General features: G+C 70.1%; 18 protein-coding genes and 1 pseudogene. 5 read left to right on the top strand and 14 right to left on the bottom strand.

Translation table 11 applies throughout. The annotated features are described in order from the left end of the window. Together A5697_RS27505 and mihF are read right to left on the bottom strand one after the other, a co-directional pair. A pseudogene (locus A5697_RS27505) lies at positions 1–154 on the bottom strand (guanylate kinase); the annotation flags it as partial. A 49-nt stretch (positions 155–203) separates the two neighbouring features. Next, positions 204–518: an integration host factor, actinobacterial type gene (mihF, locus tag A5697_RS26745; RefSeq protein WP_007171927.1), complete on the bottom strand. Its 315-nt coding sequence runs from the start codon at positions 516–518 to the stop codon at positions 204–206. 466 nt (positions 519–984) lie between these two features. Here mihF and A5697_RS26740 point away from each other — a divergent pair, with 466 nt between their 5' ends. Beyond that, positions 985–1,407 carry a molybdopterin-binding protein gene (locus A5697_RS26740; protein WP_066945151.1) on the top strand — a complete coding sequence of 141 codons (423 nt, stop codon included), beginning with the start codon at positions 985–987 and terminating at the stop codon, positions 1,405–1,407. Positions 1,408–1,483: 76 nt separating this feature from the next. Here A5697_RS26740 and pyrF read toward each other — a convergent pair whose 3' ends face one another. From pyrF to A5697_RS26700, 8 genes are all read right to left on the bottom strand, one after another. Next, a complete protein-coding gene (gene pyrF, locus A5697_RS26735; RefSeq protein ID WP_068012756.1) occupies positions 1,484–2,311 on the bottom strand; it encodes an orotidine-5'-phosphate decarboxylase in 828 nt (275 codons plus the stop codon). Further along, positions 2,308–5,667: a carbamoyl-phosphate synthase large subunit gene (carB, locus tag A5697_RS26730; protein ID WP_068012754.1), complete on the bottom strand. Its 3,360-nt coding sequence runs from the start codon at positions 5,665–5,667 to the stop codon at positions 2,308–2,310. The genes pyrF and carB overlap by 4 nt, the downstream gene beginning before the upstream one ends. Next, positions 5,667–6,803, bottom strand: coding sequence for a glutamine-hydrolyzing carbamoyl-phosphate synthase small subunit (gene carA / locus A5697_RS26725; protein WP_068012752.1), 1,137 nt, complete (start codon positions 6,801–6,803; stop codon positions 5,667–5,669). Before carA ends, carB begins: the two co-directional genes overlap by 1 nt. Then, positions 6,800–7,300 carry a transporter gene (locus tag A5697_RS26720; protein WP_068012758.1) on the bottom strand — a complete coding sequence of 167 codons (501 nt, stop codon included), beginning with the start codon at positions 7,298–7,300 and terminating at the stop codon, positions 6,800–6,802. The genes carA and A5697_RS26720 overlap by 4 nt, the downstream gene beginning before the upstream one ends. After that, positions 7,297–8,589 (bottom strand): dihydroorotase, encoded by a 1,293-nt coding sequence (locus A5697_RS26715; RefSeq protein WP_068012750.1) that lies wholly within the window; start codon positions 8,587–8,589, stop codon positions 7,297–7,299. The genes A5697_RS26720 and A5697_RS26715 overlap by 4 nt, the downstream gene beginning before the upstream one ends. Continuing rightward, on the bottom strand, positions 8,586–9,542 hold the full coding sequence (locus A5697_RS26710) for an aspartate carbamoyltransferase catalytic subunit (protein WP_067950177.1): 957 nt from the start codon (positions 9,540–9,542) through the stop codon (positions 8,586–8,588). Before A5697_RS26710 ends, A5697_RS26715 begins: the two co-directional genes overlap by 4 nt. Next, complete coding sequence (gene pyrR / locus A5697_RS26705; protein ID WP_067950176.1) at positions 9,539–10,111, bottom strand: bifunctional pyr operon transcriptional regulator/uracil phosphoribosyltransferase PyrR; 573 nt, start codon at positions 10,109–10,111, stop codon at positions 9,539–9,541. The genes A5697_RS26710 and pyrR overlap by 4 nt, the downstream gene beginning before the upstream one ends. A 231-nt stretch (positions 10,112–10,342) precedes the next feature. Next, positions 10,343–10,771, bottom strand: coding sequence for a cellulose-binding domain-containing protein (locus tag A5697_RS26700; protein WP_067950173.1), 429 nt, complete (start codon positions 10,769–10,771; stop codon positions 10,343–10,345). Positions 10,772–10,931: 160 nt separating this feature from the next. Here A5697_RS26700 and A5697_RS26695 point away from each other — a divergent pair, with 160 nt between their 5' ends. The 4 genes from A5697_RS26695 (at position 10,932) to A5697_RS26680 (ending at position 13,756) form a co-directional block, all read left to right on the top strand. Next, positions 10,932–11,564, top strand: coding sequence for a class I SAM-dependent methyltransferase (locus A5697_RS26695; protein ID WP_156673470.1), 633 nt, complete (start codon positions 10,932–10,934; stop codon positions 11,562–11,564). Positions 11,565–11,632: 68 nt separating this feature from the next. Further along, positions 11,633–12,001: an STAS domain-containing protein gene (locus tag A5697_RS26690; protein ID WP_231972190.1), complete on the top strand. Its 369-nt coding sequence runs from the start codon at positions 11,633–11,635 to the stop codon at positions 11,999–12,001. Positions 12,002–12,006: 5 nt separating this feature from the next. Continuing rightward, complete coding sequence (locus A5697_RS26685) at positions 12,007–13,212, top strand: serine hydrolase (protein WP_068012748.1); 1,206 nt, start codon at positions 12,007–12,009, stop codon at positions 13,210–13,212. Between the two features lie 4 nt (positions 13,213–13,216). Further along, positions 13,217–13,756, top strand: coding sequence for a GNAT family N-acetyltransferase (locus A5697_RS26680; RefSeq protein ID WP_068012745.1), 540 nt, complete (start codon positions 13,217–13,219; stop codon positions 13,754–13,756). 84 nt (positions 13,757–13,840) lie between these two features. Here A5697_RS26680 and A5697_RS26675 read toward each other — a convergent pair whose 3' ends face one another. The 4 genes from A5697_RS26675 to A5697_RS26660 are packed head-to-tail and all read right to left on the bottom strand — an operon-like array spanning position 13,841 to position 19,501. Then, positions 13,841–16,528 (bottom strand): fumarate reductase/succinate dehydrogenase flavoprotein subunit, encoded by a 2,688-nt coding sequence (locus tag A5697_RS26675; protein ID WP_156673466.1) that lies wholly within the window; start codon positions 16,526–16,528, stop codon positions 13,841–13,843. Then, positions 16,525–17,262 carry an ABC transporter ATP-binding protein gene (locus tag A5697_RS26670; protein WP_067944670.1) on the bottom strand — a complete coding sequence of 246 codons (738 nt, stop codon included), beginning with the start codon at positions 17,260–17,262 and terminating at the stop codon, positions 16,525–16,527. The genes A5697_RS26675 and A5697_RS26670 overlap by 4 nt, the downstream gene beginning before the upstream one ends. Next, positions 17,259–18,116 carry an ABC transporter permease gene (locus A5697_RS26665; RefSeq protein WP_068012741.1) on the bottom strand — a complete coding sequence of 286 codons (858 nt, stop codon included), beginning with the start codon at positions 18,114–18,116 and terminating at the stop codon, positions 17,259–17,261. The genes A5697_RS26670 and A5697_RS26665 overlap by 4 nt, the downstream gene beginning before the upstream one ends. After that, entirely contained in the window at positions 18,113–19,501 is a 1,389-nt protein-coding gene (locus A5697_RS26660; protein WP_067944671.1) for an ABC transporter substrate-binding protein, read from the bottom strand. Before A5697_RS26660 ends, A5697_RS26665 begins: the two co-directional genes overlap by 4 nt. Between the last annotated feature and the right edge of the window lie 6 nt (positions 19,502–19,507).

The raw sequence follows: 19,507 nt of genomic DNA, 5'->3' as shown, positions 1-19,507 counted from the left end.
CGCTGAAATGCAGGTCCGGTATCCGCTCGCGCAGGCACCGGACCACTGTCGACTTGCCGACCGCGGAGGGACCGGACAGCACGACCACGCGTCCCTTGCCAGGTGGTGTGGGACGCGTCCCGTGCTCGACGTCCGGTCCCCCGCCGGCGCTCACTGGCGCTCCCGGGCCGGTGCGCCCACAGGGCGGGTTGGCCGAGGCCGGGTTAGGAGCCGAACTTTTCCAGCAGGGCCTTGCGCTGCCGATCGCCCAGGCCACGCAGGCGGCGGGTGGGGGCGATCTCCAGCTCGGTCATGATTTCCTGCGCTTTGACCTTGCCCACCTTGGGCAACGCCTCAAGCAGCGCGGAAACCTTCATCTTGCCCAGGACTTCGTCGGTCTCGGCGTCCTTGAGCACCTGCGTGAGGTTGGTGCCGCCGCGCTTCAGCCGGTCCTTGAGCTCTGCTCTCGCTCGACGTGCGGCAGCCGCCTTCTCCAACGCGGCCGCGCGCTGCTCGTCGGTCAACTGGGGAAGGGCCACGATTCCTCCGTATCTGATCAATCAATCTCAATCGATCGCTTTTTGTCTCTGCCGGCACTTCAGCCAGCGGAGACGACCGTACTCAGGCCTCCTGACGAAATCTAACCCGACCCCCTGGTTTGGGGGGCAAACTCCCAGCATGAGCCCCGCGCGCGGCCCGAAAATCCGGTTCGCCGGGCATCGGCGACGGCGGTGGCGACCGTTGCCTTCCGCGCGCCCGCATCGCCCTGTCGAGCGCCGCAATCAGCGCCCTGAGCAGCGGTTTTAGCGCGTCGGGGCGGCGCGGTCGGCGTCGCGGGGGCGGCGGCGAAGGCCGGCCTCGGCGACCGGAAACCCCTCGTGCCGGGGATCACGCATTTTTCGTCGCGTGTCGCGCGTGTCGCGTTGATGCTGTCCTGCGCGGTTCGACCAGGTGACGATTGCTGGTACCGGCTCCAGCTAACACCGGCCGGGTTACCATCTAGCGGTGTCGAACCTGCGGATCCGTCAGGCCGCTGAGCTGCTCGGAGTCAGCGACGACACCGTCCGGCGATGGATCAACCAAGGTTCGTTGTCGGTCAGTCATGACGCGGCCGGCCGCAAGGTCATCGCCAGCGAGGACCTGGCCCGGTTTTCCCGGACCAACGCGCCCGCCCCGCCGCCGGACCCGCTGAGCATCGGCAGCTCCGCCCGCAACCGCTTCGTCGGCCTGGTCACCAAGGTCACCAGCGACAAGGTGATGGCCCAGGTGGAGATGCAGTGCGGCCCGTTCACCGTCGTCTCGCTGATGAGTACCGAGGCCGCCGAGGAACTGCAGCTGCGGCCCGGCAGTGTCGCCGTGGCGGTCGTCAAGGCCACCACGGTGATCGTGGAGACCGCCCGGCCCAGCACGTCGATCGCGTCGGACTGACACGCGCCTGAGGCCTCGGGCGCGGCCGTGGCGTTTCGGAGTGCGCAGGGGCCGCGCTCGGCGCCCAGCGGGGCGTCTAGGGGGCTCCCAGATAGGCCACCGCGTCCAGCATCCGCTCGCCGGCCGCCCGCAGCTCGGGGACTCCCGGCCCGGCGCGCAGCACCTCGCGGGCCACCGCGGGCAGCAGCTGGCCGGGATGCGCCCCGCCGAGCCCGGCAAGCGCCTCCGGCCGGCCACCCTGCACGCCCAGCCCCGGCACCAGGACCGGCCCGCCCAGCGCGGTGAGGTCGGGGGCCTGCAGGACCGTCGCGCCCACCACCACGCCGACGTAGCCGGGTCCGGACGGCGTGGCGGACTTGTTCACCACCGCGGCCTGGTCGACGACCAGCTGGGCGACCGTGCGGCCGTCGAACGCGGCGCGCTGGACGGTCGCCCCCTCCGGGTTGGAGGTGGCCGCCAACACGAACACGCCGCGATCGTGCGCCGCGGCGGCTTCCAGCAGCGGCCGCAGCGAGCCGAACCCCAGGTACGGCGAGGCCGTCACGGCGTCGGCGGCCAGCGGCGAGTCCCCCGCCCAGGCGGCGGCGTACGCCGCCATCGTGCTGCCGATGTCGCCGCGCTTCGCGTCGGCCAGCACCAGCACGCCGGCCGACCGCAGGGCCGCGATGGTGCGTTCCAGCACGGCGAACCCGGCGGCGCCGTAGGGCTCGAAGAACGCCACCTGGGGCTTGACGACGGCGAAACCGGCGAACGCCTCGACGCAGATGTCGCAGAACGCGGCCAGCCCGTCGGCGGTCGTAGGCAAATCCCATGCGCGTAGCAGCTCGGGGTGCGGGTCGATGCCCACGCACAGCGGGCCGCGTTGCGCCTTGGCGTCGGCCAGCCGGACGCCGAAGCCCGTCACCGGGCGCCTTCGCCGGTGCCCTGGCCCATGAGGCTGTGCAGTTCCTGTAGGGACCGCACGCCGATGTCGCCGCGGATGCCGGCCTCGATGCCCTGGATGGCGGCCGACGCGCCCTGCACCGTTGTGACGCAGGGGATGTTGACCGACACCGCGGCCGAACGGATCTCGTAGCCGTCGATGCGTGGGCCGGAATTGCCGTAGGGCGTGTTGATCACCATGTCGACCTCGCCGGCCTTGATCGCGTCGACGGCCGATACCGCCGGGCGGCCCGGCTGCGCGGGCTCGAAGTGCTTGCGAACCTCGTCGCACGGAATCCCGTTGCGGCGCAACATCTCCGCGGTGCCCTCGGTGGCCAGCACGCGGAAGCCCAGGTCGGCAAGGCGCTTGACGGGGAAGACCAGCGACCGCTTGTCCCGGTTGGCGACCGAGACGAAGATGGTGCCCTCGGCCGGCAGCGACCCGTACGCGGCGGTCTGGCTCTTGGCGAAGGCGCTGCCGAAGTCGCGGTCGATGCCCATCACCTCGCCGGTCGACTTCATCTCGGGGCCCAGCAGTGAGTCGATGGCGGCCCCGTCGGCGCGGCGGAAGCGGTGGAACGGCAGGACCGCCTCCTTGACCGCGATCGGGGCGTTCCAGGCCGCGTGGGCGCCGTCACCGGACGGCGCCAGCATGCCTTCGTCGCGCAGCTGGGCGATGGTGGCGCCCAACATGATCCGGGCGCACGCTTTGGCGAGCGGGACGGCGGTGGCCTTCGAGACGAACGGCACGGTCCGGCTCGCCCTCGGGTTGGCCTCCAGGACGTAGAGCACGTCGTCCTTCAGCGCGTATTGCACGTTGAGCAGGCCGATCACCCCGATGCCGTGCGCGATGGCCTCCGTCGCATGGCGCACCTTCTCGATGTCGCTGCGGCCCAACGTGACCGGCGGCAGCGCGCACGCCGAGTCGCCGGAGTGGATGCCGGCCTCCTCGATGTGCTCCATGATGCCGCCGATGTAAACCTCCGCGCCGTCGCACAGCGCGTCGACGTCGATCTCGACCGCGTCCTCGAGGAAGCGGTCGACCAGCACCGGGTGCTCGGGCGAGAGCTCGGTGGCGCGGGTGATGTAGCCCTCCAGCGTCTCGTCGTCGTAGACGATCTCCATCCCGCGGCCGCCCAGCACGTACGAGGGCCGCACCAGCACCGGATAACCGATCTCGTCGGCGATTCGGCGGGCCTGCGCGAAAGTCGTTGCCATGCCGTACTTCGGCGCCGGCAACCCGGCGCCCGTCAGCACGTCGCCGAACGCGCCGCGGTCCTCGGCCAAATCGATCGCCTCCGGCGGGGTGCCCACGATGGGGACCCCGGCGTCGGCCAGGCGCTGCGCCAACCCGAGCGGGGTCTGGCCGCCCAGTTGCACGATGACGCCGACCACCCCGGGACCCGCGCCGGCCGACTGCTGTTCGGCGCGGTACACCTCGAGGACGTCCTCGAAAGTCAGCGGCTCGAAGTACAGCCGGTCGGCGGTGTCGTAGTCGGTGGACACCGTCTCGGGGTTGCAGTTGACCATCACGGTCTCGAAACCGGCCTGGCTCAACGTGGTTGCCGCGTGCACGCAGCTGTAGTCGAATTCGATGCCCTGGCCGATGCGGTTGGGGCCCGACCCGAGAATCAGCACCTTGGGCCGCTCGGTCTGCGGGGCCACCTCCGTCTCGGCCGCCGGGTCGAGTTCGTAGCTGCTGTAGTGGTAGGGCGTCTTGGCCTCGAACTCCGCCGCGCAGGTGTCGACCGTCTTATATACCGGGTGGATACCGAGCCGCTCGCGCAGCGAGCGCACGCCGTTCTCCCCCGCCAATTCCGGCCGCAGGGAGGCGATCTGGCGGTCCGAGAGCCCGCTGTGTTTGGCCCGCCGCAGCAGGTCGGTGTCGAGCACCGGGGCGTCGAGCAACTCGGTGCGCAGCTTGCCCAGCTCGCCGATCTGGGCGACGAACCACGGGTCGACACCGCTGGCCTCGGCGACCTGCTCGACCGAGGCGCCCAGCCGCAGCGCCAGTTCGATGTCGTAAAGCCGCCCCTCGGTCGGGGTGCGCAGCCGGTCGAGCACCTCACCGACCTCCCCGTCCGGGTCCGGCTTGGTCCAGAAACCCGCGCGGGTGGTCTCCAGTGACCGCATCACCTTGCCGAGTGCCTCGATGAAGTTGCGGCCCAACGACATCGCCTCGCCAACGGACTTCATCGTGGTGGTCAGGGTCGGATCCGCCCCGGGGAACTTCTCGAACGCGAACCGCGGCGCCTTGACGACGACGTAATCGAGGGTGGGTTCGAAGCAGGCCGGCGTTTCCTTGGTGATGTCGTTGACGATCTCGTCGAGGCTGTACCCGATGGCCAGCTTGGCGGCGATCTTGGCGATCGGGAAGCCGGTGGCCTTGGAGGCCAGGGCGCTGGACCTCGACACCCGGGGGTTCATCTCGATGACGATCAGCCGGCCGTCGGCCGGGTTGATCGCGAACTGGATGTTGCAGCCGCCGGTGTCCACGCCGACCTCGCGCAGGATCGCGATGCCCAGGTCCCGCATCCGCTGGTATTCCCGGTCGGTGAGCGTCATGGCCGGCGCGACGGTGACCGAGTCGCCGGTGTGCACGCCCATCGGGTCGAAGTTCTCGATCGAACAGACCACGACGACGTTGTCGTTGCCGTCGCGCATCAGCTCGAGCTCGAATTCCTTCCAGCCGTAGATCGATTCCTCGATCAGCACGTTGGCGCTGGGACTTTCGGCCAGGCCGGCGCCGGCCATCCGGTCGACCTCTTCGACGGATCGCGCCATGCCCGAGCCCAGGCCGCCCATGGTGAAGCTGGGGCGCACCACGACCGGCAGGCCGAGCTCCTCGACCGTCTCGCGAACCTCTTCCATCGTGAAACACACCCGGCTGCGGGCGGATTCACCGCCGACCTTGGCGACGATGTCCTTGAACATCTGCCGGTCCTCGCCGCGCTGGATCGCGTCGATGTCGGCCCCGATGAGCTCGACACCGTGGCGCTCCAGCGCCCCGTTCTCGTGCAGCGCGACGGCGGTGTTGAGCGCGGTCTGCCCGCCCAGCGTGGCCAGCAGCGCGTCGATCTTGTTGCCGCGCTCGGCCTGCTGGGCGATCACCCGCTCCACGAACGCCGGGGTGATGGGCTCGACGTAGGTGTGGTCGGCGTACTCCGGATCGGTCATGATGGTGGCCGGGTTGGAGTTGATCAGGCTGACCTGCAGCCCCTCCGCCCGCAGCACCCGGCAGGCCTGGGTGCCGGAGTAGTCGAATTCGGCCGCCTGACCGATGACGATCGGCCCCGAGCCGATCACCAGCACGTGACGCAAGTCGGTGCGACGCGGCACTAGCGCCCCCTTTCGCTCTGTTGGGCGGCCATCAGGTCGATGAATTGGTCGAACAGGTATTCCGCGTCGTGGGGACCGGCGGCGGCCTCGGGGTGGTACTGCACCGAGAACGCCCGCCCGTCAGCGAGTTTGACGCCCTCGACCACCCCGTCGTTGGCGCAGGTGTGGCTGACAACGGCCTGCCCGAACGGGGTGTCGAAGGACTGGCCGGCCTCGCCTTCCAGCGCGAAGCCGTGGTTTTGTGCGGTCACCGCCACCCGCCCGGTCGCGTGGTCCATCACCGGGATGTTGATGCCGCGATGGCCGAAGACCATCTTGTAGGTGGACAGGCCCAGCGCCCGGCCCAGTATCTGGTTGCCGAAGCAGATGCCGAACAAGGGAATCCCGGCGCCCAGCACCTCGCGGGTGAGCGCGACGACGTGGTCGGCGGTCGCGGGGTCGCCGGGGCCGTTGGACAAGAACACGCCGTCGGGTGCGATGTCGGCGATCTGCTCGAAGCTCGTCGACGACGGCAACACGTGGCTGCGGACGCCGCGGCGCGCGAAATTGCGCGGGGTGTTGGTCTTGATGCCCAGGTCCAGCGCTACCACCGTGAAGCGTTGCGGCCCTTCGGATTCCACGACGTAGCGCTCCGGGGTGCTGACCTCGCCGGCCAGGTCGGCGCCCAGCATCGACTGCTGCCCGCGCACCCGCCGCACCAGTTCGTCAGGGTCGGCGAGCGCCTCTCCGGAGAACACCCCCGCCTTCATCGATCCGCGGGTGCGCAGGTGGCGCACCACCGCACGGGTGTCGATGCCGGCGATGCCGACGACGTGCTGGCGCACCAGCTCGTCCTCCAGGGTGCCGGTGGCGCGCCAGTTGGACGCGCGCGGCGACGGGTCGCGCACCGCGTAACCGGCGACCCAGATCTTGTCGCCGCGGCTCTCACCGTCCTCACCGTTCCAGCCGGTGTTGCCGATCTGGGGCGCGGTGGCCACCACGATCTGCCGGTGATAGCTGGGATCGGTCAGCGTCTCCTGGTAGCCGGACATGCCGGTGGAAAACACGGCCTCGCCCAGTGTTTCGCCGACCTTGCCGAACGGCGTGCCGGTGAAGACCCGCCCGTCCTCGAGTACCAGTAGGGCCTTGTCTGTCACGCTGCTTCCTCTTTCAGCCACTCGGCGTAGTCGTCGCGGTGGTTTGCGCGAAAGCCGGTGTCGATCTCGACCCCCGATGGCAGGCGCCACCGAATCGCCAATATCCCGATCCGGGCCGGCGCCCTGCCCCCCATGCTGCGCTCCATGCGGATAGCGCTGATCGAGTCGTTTGGGATCCAAATTGGTTGGGCCCGTAGCCGTTCCACCATGATTCCGCCGGAGTAGCGGGTCAGCACTCCTTTGCTCCGGTAACCCAGATCGCCGGCCGCGATCCGCTCGTTCCAATCGGGCGCCATCATGGAACCGCAGTAGTGGCCGCGGGTGGTGGCAATCGCCGCGCCCACCTGGTCGGGCACCTCGGGCAGTTCGCCGATCAGCTCCGCCTGCCGCTGCGAACGGCGCCGCCAGCCGCGCATCATCAGCTGGATCACCACCGCGATGACCACCACCAGCACGGCCGCAAAGATCAGCGAACCCACCAGCGTGGCGGAGTTCATGCCGGGCACTTCCCGTCTCGAGCGGTGACTTTGCCGCGCAACAGGGTCGCCGTGACGGTGGCGGGCAGCGCCATCGACTCGAATGGCGTGTTGGCCGACCGGCTGGCCAGATCCGACCCGGCGACCGTCCAGGTGGTGTCGGGATCCACCACGGTCAGGTTGGCCGGCTCCCCCACCTCCAGCGGACGGCCGTGATCGGGCAGCCCGACGATGCGCGCGGGGTTTTCACTCATCACCCGCGCGACGTCACGCCAGGTCAACAGCCCCGGCGTCACCATCGTCTGCACCACGACCGACAGCGCGGTCTGCAGACCCAGCATGCCGGGACGGGCCGCGGCGAATTCCACGCACTTCTCGTGCTCGGCGTGCGGGGCATGGTCGGTGGCCACACAGTCGATGACACCGTCGGCCAGGGCCTGGCGCAGCGCCACCGCGTCGGCGGCCTCGCGCAGCGGCGGGTTGACGCGATTGCGCCCGTCGTAGCTGGCCAGCCTGCCGTCGTCGAGCATCAGGTGATGTGGGGTGACCTCGGCGGTGATCGAAATCCCTTGCTCCTTGGCCCATCTCACGATCTCGACGGTGCCCGCGGTGGACGCGTGGCAGATGTGGACGCGGGCGCCGGCGTCACGCGCCAGCAGCGCGTCGCGGGCCACGATCGACTCCTCGGCGGCCCGCGGCCATCCCGAGAGCCCCAACCGGGCGGCGGTCGGTCCCTCGTGGGCGACGGCGCCGACGGTCAGCCTGGGTTCCTCGGCGTGCTGGGCGATGAGCACCCCCAGGCCGGTGGCGTACTCGAGGGCGCGGCGCATCACCAGCGGGTCGTGCACGCAGATGCCGTCGTCGGAGAACATCCGGACCTGGCCGGCCCCGGCCGCCATCATGCCCATCTCGGTCAGTTCCGCGCCGGCCAGTCCGACGGTGACGGCGCCGACGGGGTGCACGTCGACCAGGCCGACCTGTTGGCCGCGGTGCCACACGTGGTCGGTGACCACCGGGCTGTCGGCGACCGGGTTGGTGTTGGCCATCGCGAATACCGCGGTGTAGCCGCCCAACGCCGCTGCGGCCGAACCGGTTTCGATGTCCTCGGCGTACTCGCGGCCGGGTTCGCGCAGATGGGTGTGCAGGTCGACCAGTCCCGGCAACAGCACGTGACCGGTGGCGTCGATGACGTCCGCGGTGTCGGGAATCTCCAGGCCCGTACCGATTTCGGCGATCTGGCCGTCATCGACGAGCACGTCGACCCGCTCGCCCTCGCCGTACAACCGGACCCCGCGAATCAGCACGCTCATGCCACGCCCTCTTCTCCGGCGGATTCCGCGCCCACCAGCACATGGAACAGCACCGCCATCCGCACGTGCACGCCATTGGAAACCTGCTGCAGGACGGCCGATTGCGACGAGTCGGCCACCGACGACGCGATCTCCATGCCCCGCAGCATCGGCCCCGGATGCAGCACCACGGCGTGGCCGGGCAGCATGGCCTGGCGGCGGTCGGAAAGCCCGTAGCGGGAGGAGTATTCGCGCACGGACGGGAAGAAGCCGCCGTTCATCCGCTCGGCCTGCACCCGCAGCATCAGCACGGCGTCGGCGGCGGGCAATTCGGCGTCGAAGTCGCCTGCCACGGTGACCGGCCAGCCGTCGACCCCTACCGGCAACAGCGTCGGCGGCGCCACCAGCACCACCTCGGCGCCCAGGGTGTTCAGCAGCATGACGTTGGAGCGGGCGACCCGGCTGTGCAGGATGTCGCCGACGATCACGATGCGCCGGCCCTCGATGCCGCCGAGGCGCTGGCGGATGGTGAGCGCGTCGAGCAGCGCCTGCGTCGGGTGCTCGTGGGTGCCGTCCCCGGCGTTGATCACCGAGGGGCCTTCGTTCGCGCTGCCCGTCCACTCGGCCAGCAGGTGTGCCGCGCCGGACGCCGGGTGGCGGATGATCAGCGCGTCGGCGCCGGCCGCCCGCAGCGTCAATGCGGTGTCGCGCAGCGACTCCCCCTTGCCCACCGACGATCCGGCAGCGCTGACGTTGATCACGTCGGCGCTCATCCACTTGCCGGCCACCTCGAACGACACCCGGGTGCGGGTGGAGTTCTCGTAGAACATCGTGATCACGGTGCGCCCGCGCAGCGTCGGCAGCTTCTTGATCTCGCGGCCCACCAGCGCCTCGGCGAACCGGTCCGCGTCGTCGAGGATGGCGGTGGCCTCGTCGCGGCTCAGGTCGCCGGCCGCCAGCAGGTGACGCGTCATCGCGAGATCACCACCCCGTCGCGACCGTCCTGCTCGGCCAGCAGCACGTGCACGCTCTCGCTGCGCGAGGTGGGGACGTTCTTGCCGACGTAGTCCGCGCGCAGCGGCAGCTCGCGATGGCCGCGGTCGACCAGCACCGCGAGTTGCACCACCCGCGGCCGGCCGACGTCACGCAGCGCGTCCAGCGCTGAGCGCACCGAGCGCCCGGAGTACAGCACGTCGTCGATGAGGATCACCAGGGCGTCGTCGATGCCGCCGGCCGGGATCGAGGTGGCCTCGAGCGGCCGCGGCGGCTTCTGCATCAGATCGTCGCGGTAGAGGGTGATGTCGAGGCCGCCGTTACCTACCTGCACACCGCTGTACTCGGCGATGTTGGCGGCCAGGCGCTTGGCCAGGATCACGCCGCGGGTCGGAATTCCCAACAGCACCACCCGCGGCGCGTCGGGACCATCCAGAGCGGTCTTTTCGATGATCTGGTGTGCGATACGGGAAATGGTGCGACCCACGTCGGCCGCCGACATCAATTCCCGGGATTCGCGGCCCACGCCGCTCTCACCCAAAGCACCCATACGAGACTTGACCTCCTTCTCCGCCTCGCCGGACGGATCGTTAAAGGATGTCGACTGCCCGGCAGCGTAGCACTTCTTCGCGAGCGCGCCGGTGTGAGGCACGGGTGGCGCCGTCGAGGAAGGCCCGCCCAGCCCCACCGGTCCCAGGTGTCCCGCTGGGCTCGGGCTTCGCCCACCGCGGCGGAGGGCTTCGACGCGCGCCCTACCGCGAGTCTCGGTGCGCAGCCGCCGCTAGGTGCAGGGAACTTGCCCGTTGAGCAGACAGTTCGACGGCGGCGTGAAGGAACCGATCACCACGCCTCGCAGCCCACCGGTGGCTGAGCCACCCGGTGCGATGCTGCGATTCCAGTTCGCGGGGGTCAGGACGAAGTGGGTGCCCGACTGGGTGACGTTGCTGTTCCACGTGTGCACGACGGACTGTCCCGCCGGCATGTCGAAGTCAAGCCGCCAGTCGGTGAGCGGCGCCGTGCTCAAGTTGGTGACGGTGAAGTTGGCGATGAAACCGGTCTGCCACGCATGTTCCACCGACAACGTCGCCGAGGCCGCAGCCGCGTGAGCCGCCGGGGAGATGGCGAGCCCGAGGGCGGCAACCAGCACTGCCGACACGGATGCGTGAAGCGCTGTGCGCCAGCGCTTCACGCGATACTTCAGTTCGGCCATGCGGCCAACACTAAAACCAAGCAGGCGATATCGGCCCGCGCATCGCGGGCACGCTGCAGTACCTTTGCCCAACCGAAACCGGGATGAAATTTTGGCCGCCACACTGGGGACACGATGCCGCGCTACCCTGGCGAAAATGACCGGCTCGGGCTTCTCCAGACTGCAGCAAATGGACTTCGACGCGCTCTACCGCGGCGAGAGCCCCGGCGAGGGCATCCCGCCGATGGCCACACCCCCGTGGGATACCAAGGCGCCCAAGGACAACGTCATCGCCTGGCACGGCGGCGGCTGGGTTCACGGTGACGTCCTGGACATCGGCTGCGGGCTCGGCGACAACGCCATCTACCTGGCGCAGAACGGGTTCCGGGTCACCGGGCTGGACATCTCGCCCACCGCGCTGGTGACCGCCCAGCGCCGGGCCCATGACGCCGGGGTCGACGTGACGTTCGCGGTGGCTGACTCCACCAAGCTGGAGGGCTACACCGAGGCGTTCGACACCGTTGTCGACAGCGGGATGTTCCACTGCCTCGACGACGACGGCAAGCGCCACTATGCGGCCGCGGCGCACCGGGCGACCAGGCCGGGCGCCACGCTGCTGATCAGCTGCTTCTCCGACGCCAACGCCCCCGACGAGCGGTGGCCCCGGCCCGCGGTCTCGGAGTCCACCCTGCGCGACGTCCTCGGCGGCGCGGGCTGGGACATCGCGTCGCTGGAACCCGCCACGATGCGCCGCGAGGTCGAGGGCGCGCAGGTCGAAATGGCGTTCTGGTACGTCCGCGCGCAGCGGCGCTGACCGAACCCGCCCGGCCAAGAGTCGGCCCGGGTGATCGGCCGTTGCGGAGAAGACAGTACGTTCGGATGGTGAGGAGCGAGGAGTTCTGGGTCAGCCGCCGCGATGCAGGTGACGCGGTGGTGCTGCAGGTCAGTGGTGTGGTGGACATCATCACCGCGCCCTCGCTCGCCACGCACATCGACATTGCCCTCACCGACACCCCCGCGGTGCTCGTCATCGACCTCACCGAGGTCGATTTCCTGTCCTCCGCCGGCATCACCGTGCTGGTCGAGGTGCATCGCCTGACCGAGAACAGCCCGACGTCACTGCGGGTGGCGGCCGACGGCTCGGCAACCAGCCGGCCGCTGCGCATCGTGGGCCTCGACGAGTTCATCGACCTCTACCCCACCGTGGATGAAGCCTTGGCCGCGGCTCCCCCGGGCCCGACGCTAACCTGATTCGGGTGAATCTCGACGCCAATGCGGCCTCCGTCCGCGAAGTGTGCGACGCGGGCATGCTCGCCGGTGCGCTGACGCTGGTGTGGCAGCGCGGAGAAGTGCTGCAGGTCAACGAAATCGGCTACCGCGATGTGGACGCGGACCTACCGATGCAGCGCGACACGCTGTTCCGGATCGCGTCGATGACCAAGCCGGTCACCGTCGCGGCGGTGATGAGCCTGGTCGACGAGGGCAAGCTGACACTGAAAGACCCGATCGTGCGCTGGGCGCCCGAGCTCGCCGACGTGCGGGTCCTCGACGACCCGCACGGCCCCCTGGACCGGACGCATCCGGCGCAGCGCGCCATCCTCATCGAGGATCTGCTCACCCACACCAGCGGCATGGCGTACGGATTCTCGGTGTCCGGGCCGATCGCCAAGGCCTACGTGCGGCTGCCGTTCAACAACGGCCCGGACGCCTGGCTGGCCGAGCTGGCCAAGCTGCCGCTCGTGCATCAGCCGGGCGACCGACTTACCTACAGCCACTCCATCGACCTGCTGGGCGTCATCGCGGCACGCATCGAGGGCAAGCCGTTCCACCAGGTCCTCGACGAACGGGTGCTGGGCCCGGTGGGCATGCCCGACACCGGGTTCTTCGTGTCCCCCGAGGCGCGCCGCCGCGCCGCGACCATGTACCGGCTCGACGGGCAGGGCCAGCTGCACCACGACGTGATGGGTCCGCCGCACATCACGCCGCCGTCGTTCCCCAACGCGGGTGGCGGCCTGTGGTCGACCGCCGACGACTACCTGCGGTTCGTGCGGATGCTGCTCGGCGAGGGAACGATCGACGGCGTGCGGGTGTTGTCGCCGGAGTCCGCCCGGCTGATGCGCACCGACCGGCTGACCGACGAGCAGAAGCGGCACAACTTTCTCGGGGCGCCGTACTGGGTGGGCCGTGGCTTCGGCCTGAATCTGTCGGTGGTGACCGACCCCACCAAGAGCGCGCCGCTGTTCGGCCCCGGCGGGCTCGGGACATTCAGCTGGCCGGGCGCGTACGGGACGTGGTGGCAGGCCGATCCGAGCGCCGATCTGGTCCTGATCTATCTCGTCCAGAATTTGCCCGACATGTCCGCGGACGTGGCGGCGGCGGTAGCCGGTAACACCTCGCTGGCGAAGCTGCAATCAGTGCAGCCGAAATTCGTCCGCCGCACCTATCAAGCGCTCGGCCTCTAGCCCCGTGGCCGATTACCCACCCGATCGCATCACCGGGCCCCGGCTGGTGCTGCGCCGGCCCGTGCTCGACGACGCCGGGGCACTGTTCCAGCGGGTGGCCCGCGATCCCGAGGTCACCAAGTACCTGATGTGGGCCCCGCATCCCGACGTGGCGGCGACGCGGCGGGTGATCACCGAGAAGCTCAACGCAACGGCCGACGACCGTACCTGGGCGATCGAGTTGCGGCACAGCGGTGAGGTCGTCGGGCTGGCCAGCTGCCGGCGCCCGGTGCCGCACTCGGTCGAGATCGGGTATTGCCTGGGCCGACGGTGGTGGGGCAAGGGCGTGATGGCCGAGGTGATCGACATGCTGTTGACCGCGCTCGACAGCGACCGGGCGGTGTATCGGGTGTGGGCCACCTGCAATGTCGAGAACGAGCGTTCGGCGCGGCTGCTCGAGCGCGCCGGTTTCGTGTTGGAGGGGCGACTGGCCCGCCACGCCGTCTACCCCAACCTGGGGCCCGAGCCGCAGGACAGCCTGCTCTACGCCAGGATTCTGCGCTGAGCAGACTGTGCGTCCAGGGCGGGAGTCACCGGCGTGTCGCCGCCCCGAACGCACACTCAAAGCCGTGAGCGCACACTCGATCGGCTACCCGGCTTCGTCCAGCGCCCGGCGCGCGTAGGCCCGCACGTCGGCGTCGCTGTCCTTGAGCGCGACCCCGAGCGCGTCCCGCGCGGCCGGTTCGCCCGCCCAGCGGGTCAGGCTCAGCACGGCCGCCTTGCGCACGTCCAGGTGGGCGTCGGCGAGCGCCTCGGCCAGCGCCGGGACCGCAACGTCGGCCGGCGCGCCCGCCAGGGCGCGCGCGGCGCCCTCCCGCACCTGCCAGGCCGGTGCGCTTAAGGCCGTCGCCACGGCGGGGAAATCGTCGGCGCCGCAGCCTATTTCGCCCAGTGCGGCCAGCGCGGCCGCGCGCACCAACGGGTCCGGGTCGGCGATCAGCGCGCTGACCGCCTCGCCACCGCCGCGCAGGGTCGCCAGACCGGCGGCCGCCGCGATCCGGACCTCCCGGCTCTCGTCGCGGGTCGCGGCGACCACCCCGGCCACGTCGTCGACGGACACCAGCGCCCGCACCGCCTCGATGCGCACCCGGTGGTCGGGATCGCTCACCGCGCGGCGGTAGTGCTCGGCGTCGCCGACCCGCCGCGCGGCCAGCACGTAGAGGGCGGCCGCTCGCACCACCATGTCGCCGGAGTTCAACCCCGGCCGGACCTCGCCCGGCTCGGGCAACACCTCGACCAGTTCGCGGATCCCGCCGGCGCCGGTGCGCCGCACTGCGGCATCCGCGTCGTCCAGCGCCGCGATCAGCGCGGGCGCGTACCCGTCGGGGGTGTGCTCGGTGAGCGTGACCACGGCCGTGCGGCGCACCGCCGGATCCCGGTCGGCCAGGTACGGCCGCAGCGTGGCGATCGTCGGCTCCTCGAGGGCGAGGACCTCCGCGATGCGCGGCGAGGGCGGCTCGAAACCCGCTGGGGCGACGTCGATTCGGGACCGGTTGGTGGCCGGGGCCTGGCCACCGACCAGCGGCGGCTGCTCCACCTCCTGCACCGTCTGGTCGGCGGGCGGCAGGCCGTCCAGCTCCGGCACCGGCACGAAATAGGGGGCCACCGGCCGCTTGAGGAACACCATCGCGCCGTCGCCGTCTTTGCGAAGGTTGAGGTGATAGCCCCACTCGCTGTCGTCCCGGACCGGCAGGTCGGCGCGATCGTGGTAGAGGCCCCAACGCGATTCGGTGCGGGTGAGCGAGGAGCGCGCGGCCATCTCGGCGCAGTCCCGGATGAAGGACACCTCGACGGCGCGCATCAGCTCGTGCGGGTTCCTCGCCCCCATCTCGGCGATCTCCGCGCGCATTCGGTCGAAGGTGCGCACGGCGATGGACAGCTTTGCCGCCGTCTTCGGCGGCGCCACATAGTCGTTGACGAACCGCCGCAGCTTGTATTCGACCTGCGGTTGCGGTGGCCCGTCCGGATGCCGCAGCGGCCGGTAGATCAGCTCGTGGGCGGCGCGCAACTGGTCTTCCGGGAGTTGTTGCGGCGCGGCGATGTCCGCGCTCGAGGAGGCGGCGTCGGTGCCGGCGAGATCGCCGAAGACGAACGCCCCGATCATGTAGTTGTGCGGTACACAGGCCAGGTCCCCGGCCGCGTACAGCCCGGGCACCGTGGTGCGGGCGTGTTCGTCGACCCACACGCCCGACGCCGAATGGCCGCTGCACAAGCCGATTTCGGAGATGTGCATCTCGATGTCGTGGGTGCGGTAGTCGTGCCCGCGGTTGGTGTGGAAGGTGCCGCGGGTCGGCCGCTCGGTGGTGTGCAGGATGTTCTCCAGCGCGGTCAGCGTCTCGTCGGGCAGGTGGGAGACCTTGAGGTAGATGGGTCCGCGGGCCGAGTCGATCTCGCTTTTCACCTCGGACATCATCTGGCCCGACCAGTAGTCGGAGTCCACGAACCGTTCGCCGTGCGCGTTGACCTGGTAGCCCCCGAACGGGTTGGCCACGTAGGCGCACGCCGGGCCGTTGTAGTCCTTGATCAGCGGATTGACTTGAAAGCACTCGATTCCCGACAGTTCCGCGCCCGCGTGGTAGGCCATCGCATACCCGTCGCCGGCGTTCGTCGGGTTTTCGTACGTGCCGTAGAGGTAACCGGACGCCGGCAGGCCCAGCCGCCCGCACGCCCCGGTGGCCAGGATCACCGCCTTGGCGCCGACGGCGACGAATTCGCCGGTGCGGGTGTGCAAGGCGGCGGCGCCCACGGCGCGGCCGCCGGACGTCAGCACGCGCACCGGCATCAGCCGGTTCTCGATGCGGATCCGCTCCCGCATCGACCTTTGCCGCAGCACCCGGTACAGCGCCTTCTTGACGTCCTTGCCCTCCGGCATCGGCAGCACGTAGGAGCCCGACCGGTGCACCCGGCGCACGGCGTACTCGCCGTGTTCGTCCTTCTCGAACTTCACCCCGTACCGTTCCAGCCGCTGCACCATCGCAAAACCGCGGCTGGCGGTCTGATAGATGGTGCGCTGGTTGACGATTCCGTCGTTGGCGCGGGTGATTTCGGCGACGTAGTCCTCGGGTTCGGCCTTGCCGGGTATGACGGCGTTGTTGACGCCGTCCATCCCCATCGCCAGCGCGCCGGAGTGCCGCACATGGGCCTTCTCCAGCAGCAGCACCTGCGCGCCGTGCTCGGCGGCCGACAGCGCCGCCATGGTGCCCGCGGTGCCGCCGCCGATGACCAGCACGTCACAGTCGAGGCGCACGGGTGTGGCCGGGTCCGGGATATCCATCATGCCGCCACCAAATCACCAAGGCCCGCAATGACTTCCGCGCGCAGATCGGCCCTGGGCCGGTCGCTCCGGGGATCGGGCACGTCGATCGACGCGCGCAGCGGCTCGCCGGCGCGGCCCAGCACGACGATCCGGTCGCCCAGTGCCAGCGCCTCGTCGACGTCGTGGGTGACGAAGACGATCGTCGTGGGATGGGTGCGCCAGGTGTCGACCAGCAACCGCTGCATGGCGGCCCGGGTCTGGGTGTCCAGGGCGCCGAAGGGCTCGTCCATCATGACCGCGCGCGGCGCGCCCGCCAGTCCGCGGGCCAGCTGGACCCGTTGGCGCATCCCGCCGGACAGGCTCTTGGGCAGGAAGTGACCGAAACCCGCGAGCCCGAGCTCGTCGATCCAGCGCTCGGCCTGCGCGCGCCGGGTGGCGCGGGGTTCACCGCGCAGCCGCAGTGCCAGCTCGATGTTGGACCGCACCGTCCGCCACGGCAGCAGCGCATTGTCCTGGAACACCATGCCGCGATCGCCGGAGGTCGCGGTGACCTCGACGCCGTCGGCCAGCACCCGGCCCTGGTCGGGCCGCAGCAGCCCGGCCAGGGCACGCAGCAGCGTCGACTTGCCGCAGCCCGACGGTCCGGTCAGCACCAGGATCTCCCCCGGCCGCACCGTCAGACTCAGCCCGTCGATCACGGGGGTTCCGGTGTAGGACAACCGAACCGCGTCCAGTTCCAAACCGATGGCTTTCATCGCTGCCCTTCCTGTGCGCGGGGCAACCAGCGGGTCACCCGCCGGCCCACGAGTTCGACGGCCGCCGACGTGGCGAACCCGAGCACGCCGATGGTGATGATGCCGACGAACACCTGGGGGTAGGCCAGCACCGTGTAGTCCTGCCAGGTGCGGTAGCCGACGCCGAGACGGCCCGAGATCATCTCGGCGGAGATGACACAGATCCAGGCCACCCCCATGCCGACCGACAGACCCCCGAACACGCCGGGCAGGATGCCCGGCAGCACCACCTGGGTGAGCACCTCCCACCGGCCGCCGCCCAGCGTGCGCACCGATTCCTCCCAAAGCGTGGGCAGCGCCCGCACCGCGTGCCGGGTGCTGACCATGATCGGGAAGTAGGCGGCGAGGAAGGTGATGAACACGATGCCCGCCTCGTCGGTGGGGAACAGCAGGATCGCCACCGGCACCATCGCGATCGCCGGGATGGGCCGGGCGAGCTCGGCCAGCGGACCGAACAGGTCGGCGAACAACCGCGAACGGCCCAGCAGCACACCGGTGGCGAGGCCGACCGCGGCGGCCAGGCCGAAGCCGGTGAGGATGCGGATCAGCGACTGCGCCAGGTCAAGCCAGTACTCGCCCGCCCCGAGCCGGCGCTGCAGCGCGTGCACGATCTGCGTGACCGTCGGCAACGTGTCGAACCGCAGCAACAGCCGCACCTTGCCGGCGGTGAGCAACTGCCACAATCCGATCGCGGCCGCGACCGACACCAGCCGAAGCAGCCGCGATGGCCACCGCGAGGACGATCGTCGCGGCCGTGCGGGCGTGGGTGCCGAGATCACGCCAAGGACTTGGTCCGCCACCACTTCTGCGGTCATACCGAACCTCCCAATGCCTGTTGGTAATTCATGACGGTGCCGCCGGGGTGCCCCGCCAGATAACGCTGCGCCCCGGTCTGGGTGCCGAACGGCAGGTAGTTCGGACCGTCCTTGACCCAGACCGCCTTGTCCGCGAACCACCGGGTGCCCAGTTCGGCGTCGGGAACGTAGGCCGCCCGGACCTTGCCCCCGCGGGCGGTGGCGTCGGCGACCGCGCGCAGCAAGCCGGTGGGGTTGGCGACCGTTTGCGTCGTGTCGGCCCCGTCCAGCCATAGCTCGCTGGCCACCGCCGGGTCGCCGGACAGGACGGACGGGTTGGCGGTTCGGGTCCGGGCCGCGGCGTAGTCCAGCCCGCGGGCGGCGAACACCGCGCGCAGCGGATCGTCCACCGCGAACTTGGTGACGTCGAGGTCGGCGAAGTCGCCGATCGACTTCAGGTAGGGCACATCGCTTTTCAAGGCCTCGACGAGCGCAGGCTTGAGCGTGGGGTCGAACGACGTCCCGCCGGGGCCGTTGTAGAGGTACACCACCTCCTGCGGCAACCCGCTGGCCTGCGCGACGATGCGCGCGGCCTCCAGCGGCTTGCCGTTGAGGAAATCGGTGGCATCCAATTGCGCCTGCAGGAACGCCGCCAGCACCTCCGGGTGCGCCGACGCGTACGAGCGCCGCACCACCACACCGTGCAGGGTGGGCAGGTTCAGCTCGGCCCCGTCGTAGAGCAGCCGCGCCTTGCCCTGGTAGACCAGCAGCCCGGGCCACGCGACGAACTGCGAAAGCCCCTTCACCTGACCGGATTCCAGCGCGGATGCGCCGACCTGCGGCTGCTGGTTGAGCACTTCGACGCCGGTGATGCCGGCCCTGCCCAGCGCGCGGACCAACGTCCCGTGGCCCGCGGATCCCACGCTAGCCGAGACCTTGCTGCCAGCCAGGTCCGCCAGGCCCGTCGCGGGCGAATCAGGCTGCACCACAACCATGTTCAGTGCGCCCTTGGGGTTGTAGCCGGTGACCGACACCATCTCGGTGCGGGCCAGGGGGTTGGCCTGCGTCTTGGAGCCGTTGATCAGCATCGGATAATCGCCCATCGAGCCGATGTCGATCTTCTCGGCGAGCATCTGGGCGGTGATCGGGGCGCCGGTGTCGTAATCCTGCCAGCGGACCGCGTATCTGGTCCCCGTTCGGGTGGTGATGTCGTTCAGCCGGTGCTCGAGGTAACCCTGCGCGCGTAGCAGCGTGCCGGCGGTGACGGTGTTGATGGTCTTGGATTGGTATCCCACCACGACGTCGACCACACCGGAGGATTGCGAGAAGGATTCCAGCGAGCATCCGGTGGCGGACACGGCGATCGTGAGCGCCACCGAAAGCAGCCGGACGGCTTGCTTTTTCATGGGGAT

The sequence above is a fragment of the Mycobacterium sp. E3251 genome, assembly GCF_001666835.1.
Classification (GTDB): Bacteria; Actinomycetota; Actinomycetes; order Mycobacteriales; family Mycobacteriaceae; genus Mycobacterium.
This window is presented reverse-complemented; position numbering and strand designations above follow the sequence as displayed.

What these genes read in the sequence shown, in the direction of transcription:
- A5697_RS26675 (WP_156673466.1), bottom strand. Translation starts at nt 16,528, where the DNA reads ATGATGGATATCCCGGACCCGGCCACACCCGTGCGCCTCGACTGTGAC.
- A5697_RS26670 (WP_067944670.1), bottom strand. Translation starts at nt 17,262, where the DNA reads ATGAAAGCCATCGGTTTGGAACTGGACGCGGTTCGGTTGTCCTACACC.
- A5697_RS26665 (WP_068012741.1), bottom strand. Translation starts at nt 18,116, where the DNA reads ATGACCGCAGAAGTGGTGGCGGACCAAGTCCTTGGCGTGATCTCGGCA.
- A5697_RS26715 (WP_068012750.1), bottom strand. Translation starts at nt 8,589, where the DNA reads ATGAGCGTGCTGATTCGCGGGGTCCGGTTGTACGGCGAGGGCGAGCGG.
- A5697_RS26710 (WP_067950177.1), bottom strand. Translation starts at nt 9,542, where the DNA reads ATGACGCGTCACCTGCTGGCGGCCGGCGACCTGAGCCGCGACGAGGCC.
- pyrR (WP_067950176.1), bottom strand. Translation starts at nt 10,111, where the DNA reads ATGGGTGCTTTGGGTGAGAGCGGCGTGGGCCGCGAATCCCGGGAATTG.
- A5697_RS26700 (WP_067950173.1), bottom strand. Translation starts at nt 10,771, where the DNA reads ATGGCCGAACTGAAGTATCGCGTGAAGCGCTGGCGCACAGCGCTTCAC.
- A5697_RS26660 (WP_067944671.1), bottom strand. Translation starts at nt 19,501, where the DNA reads ATGAAAAAGCAAGCCGTCCGGCTGCTTTCGGTGGCGCTCACGATCGCC.
- A5697_RS26720 (WP_068012758.1), bottom strand. Translation starts at nt 7,300, where the DNA reads ATGAACTCCGCCACGCTGGTGGGTTCGCTGATCTTTGCGGCCGTGCTG.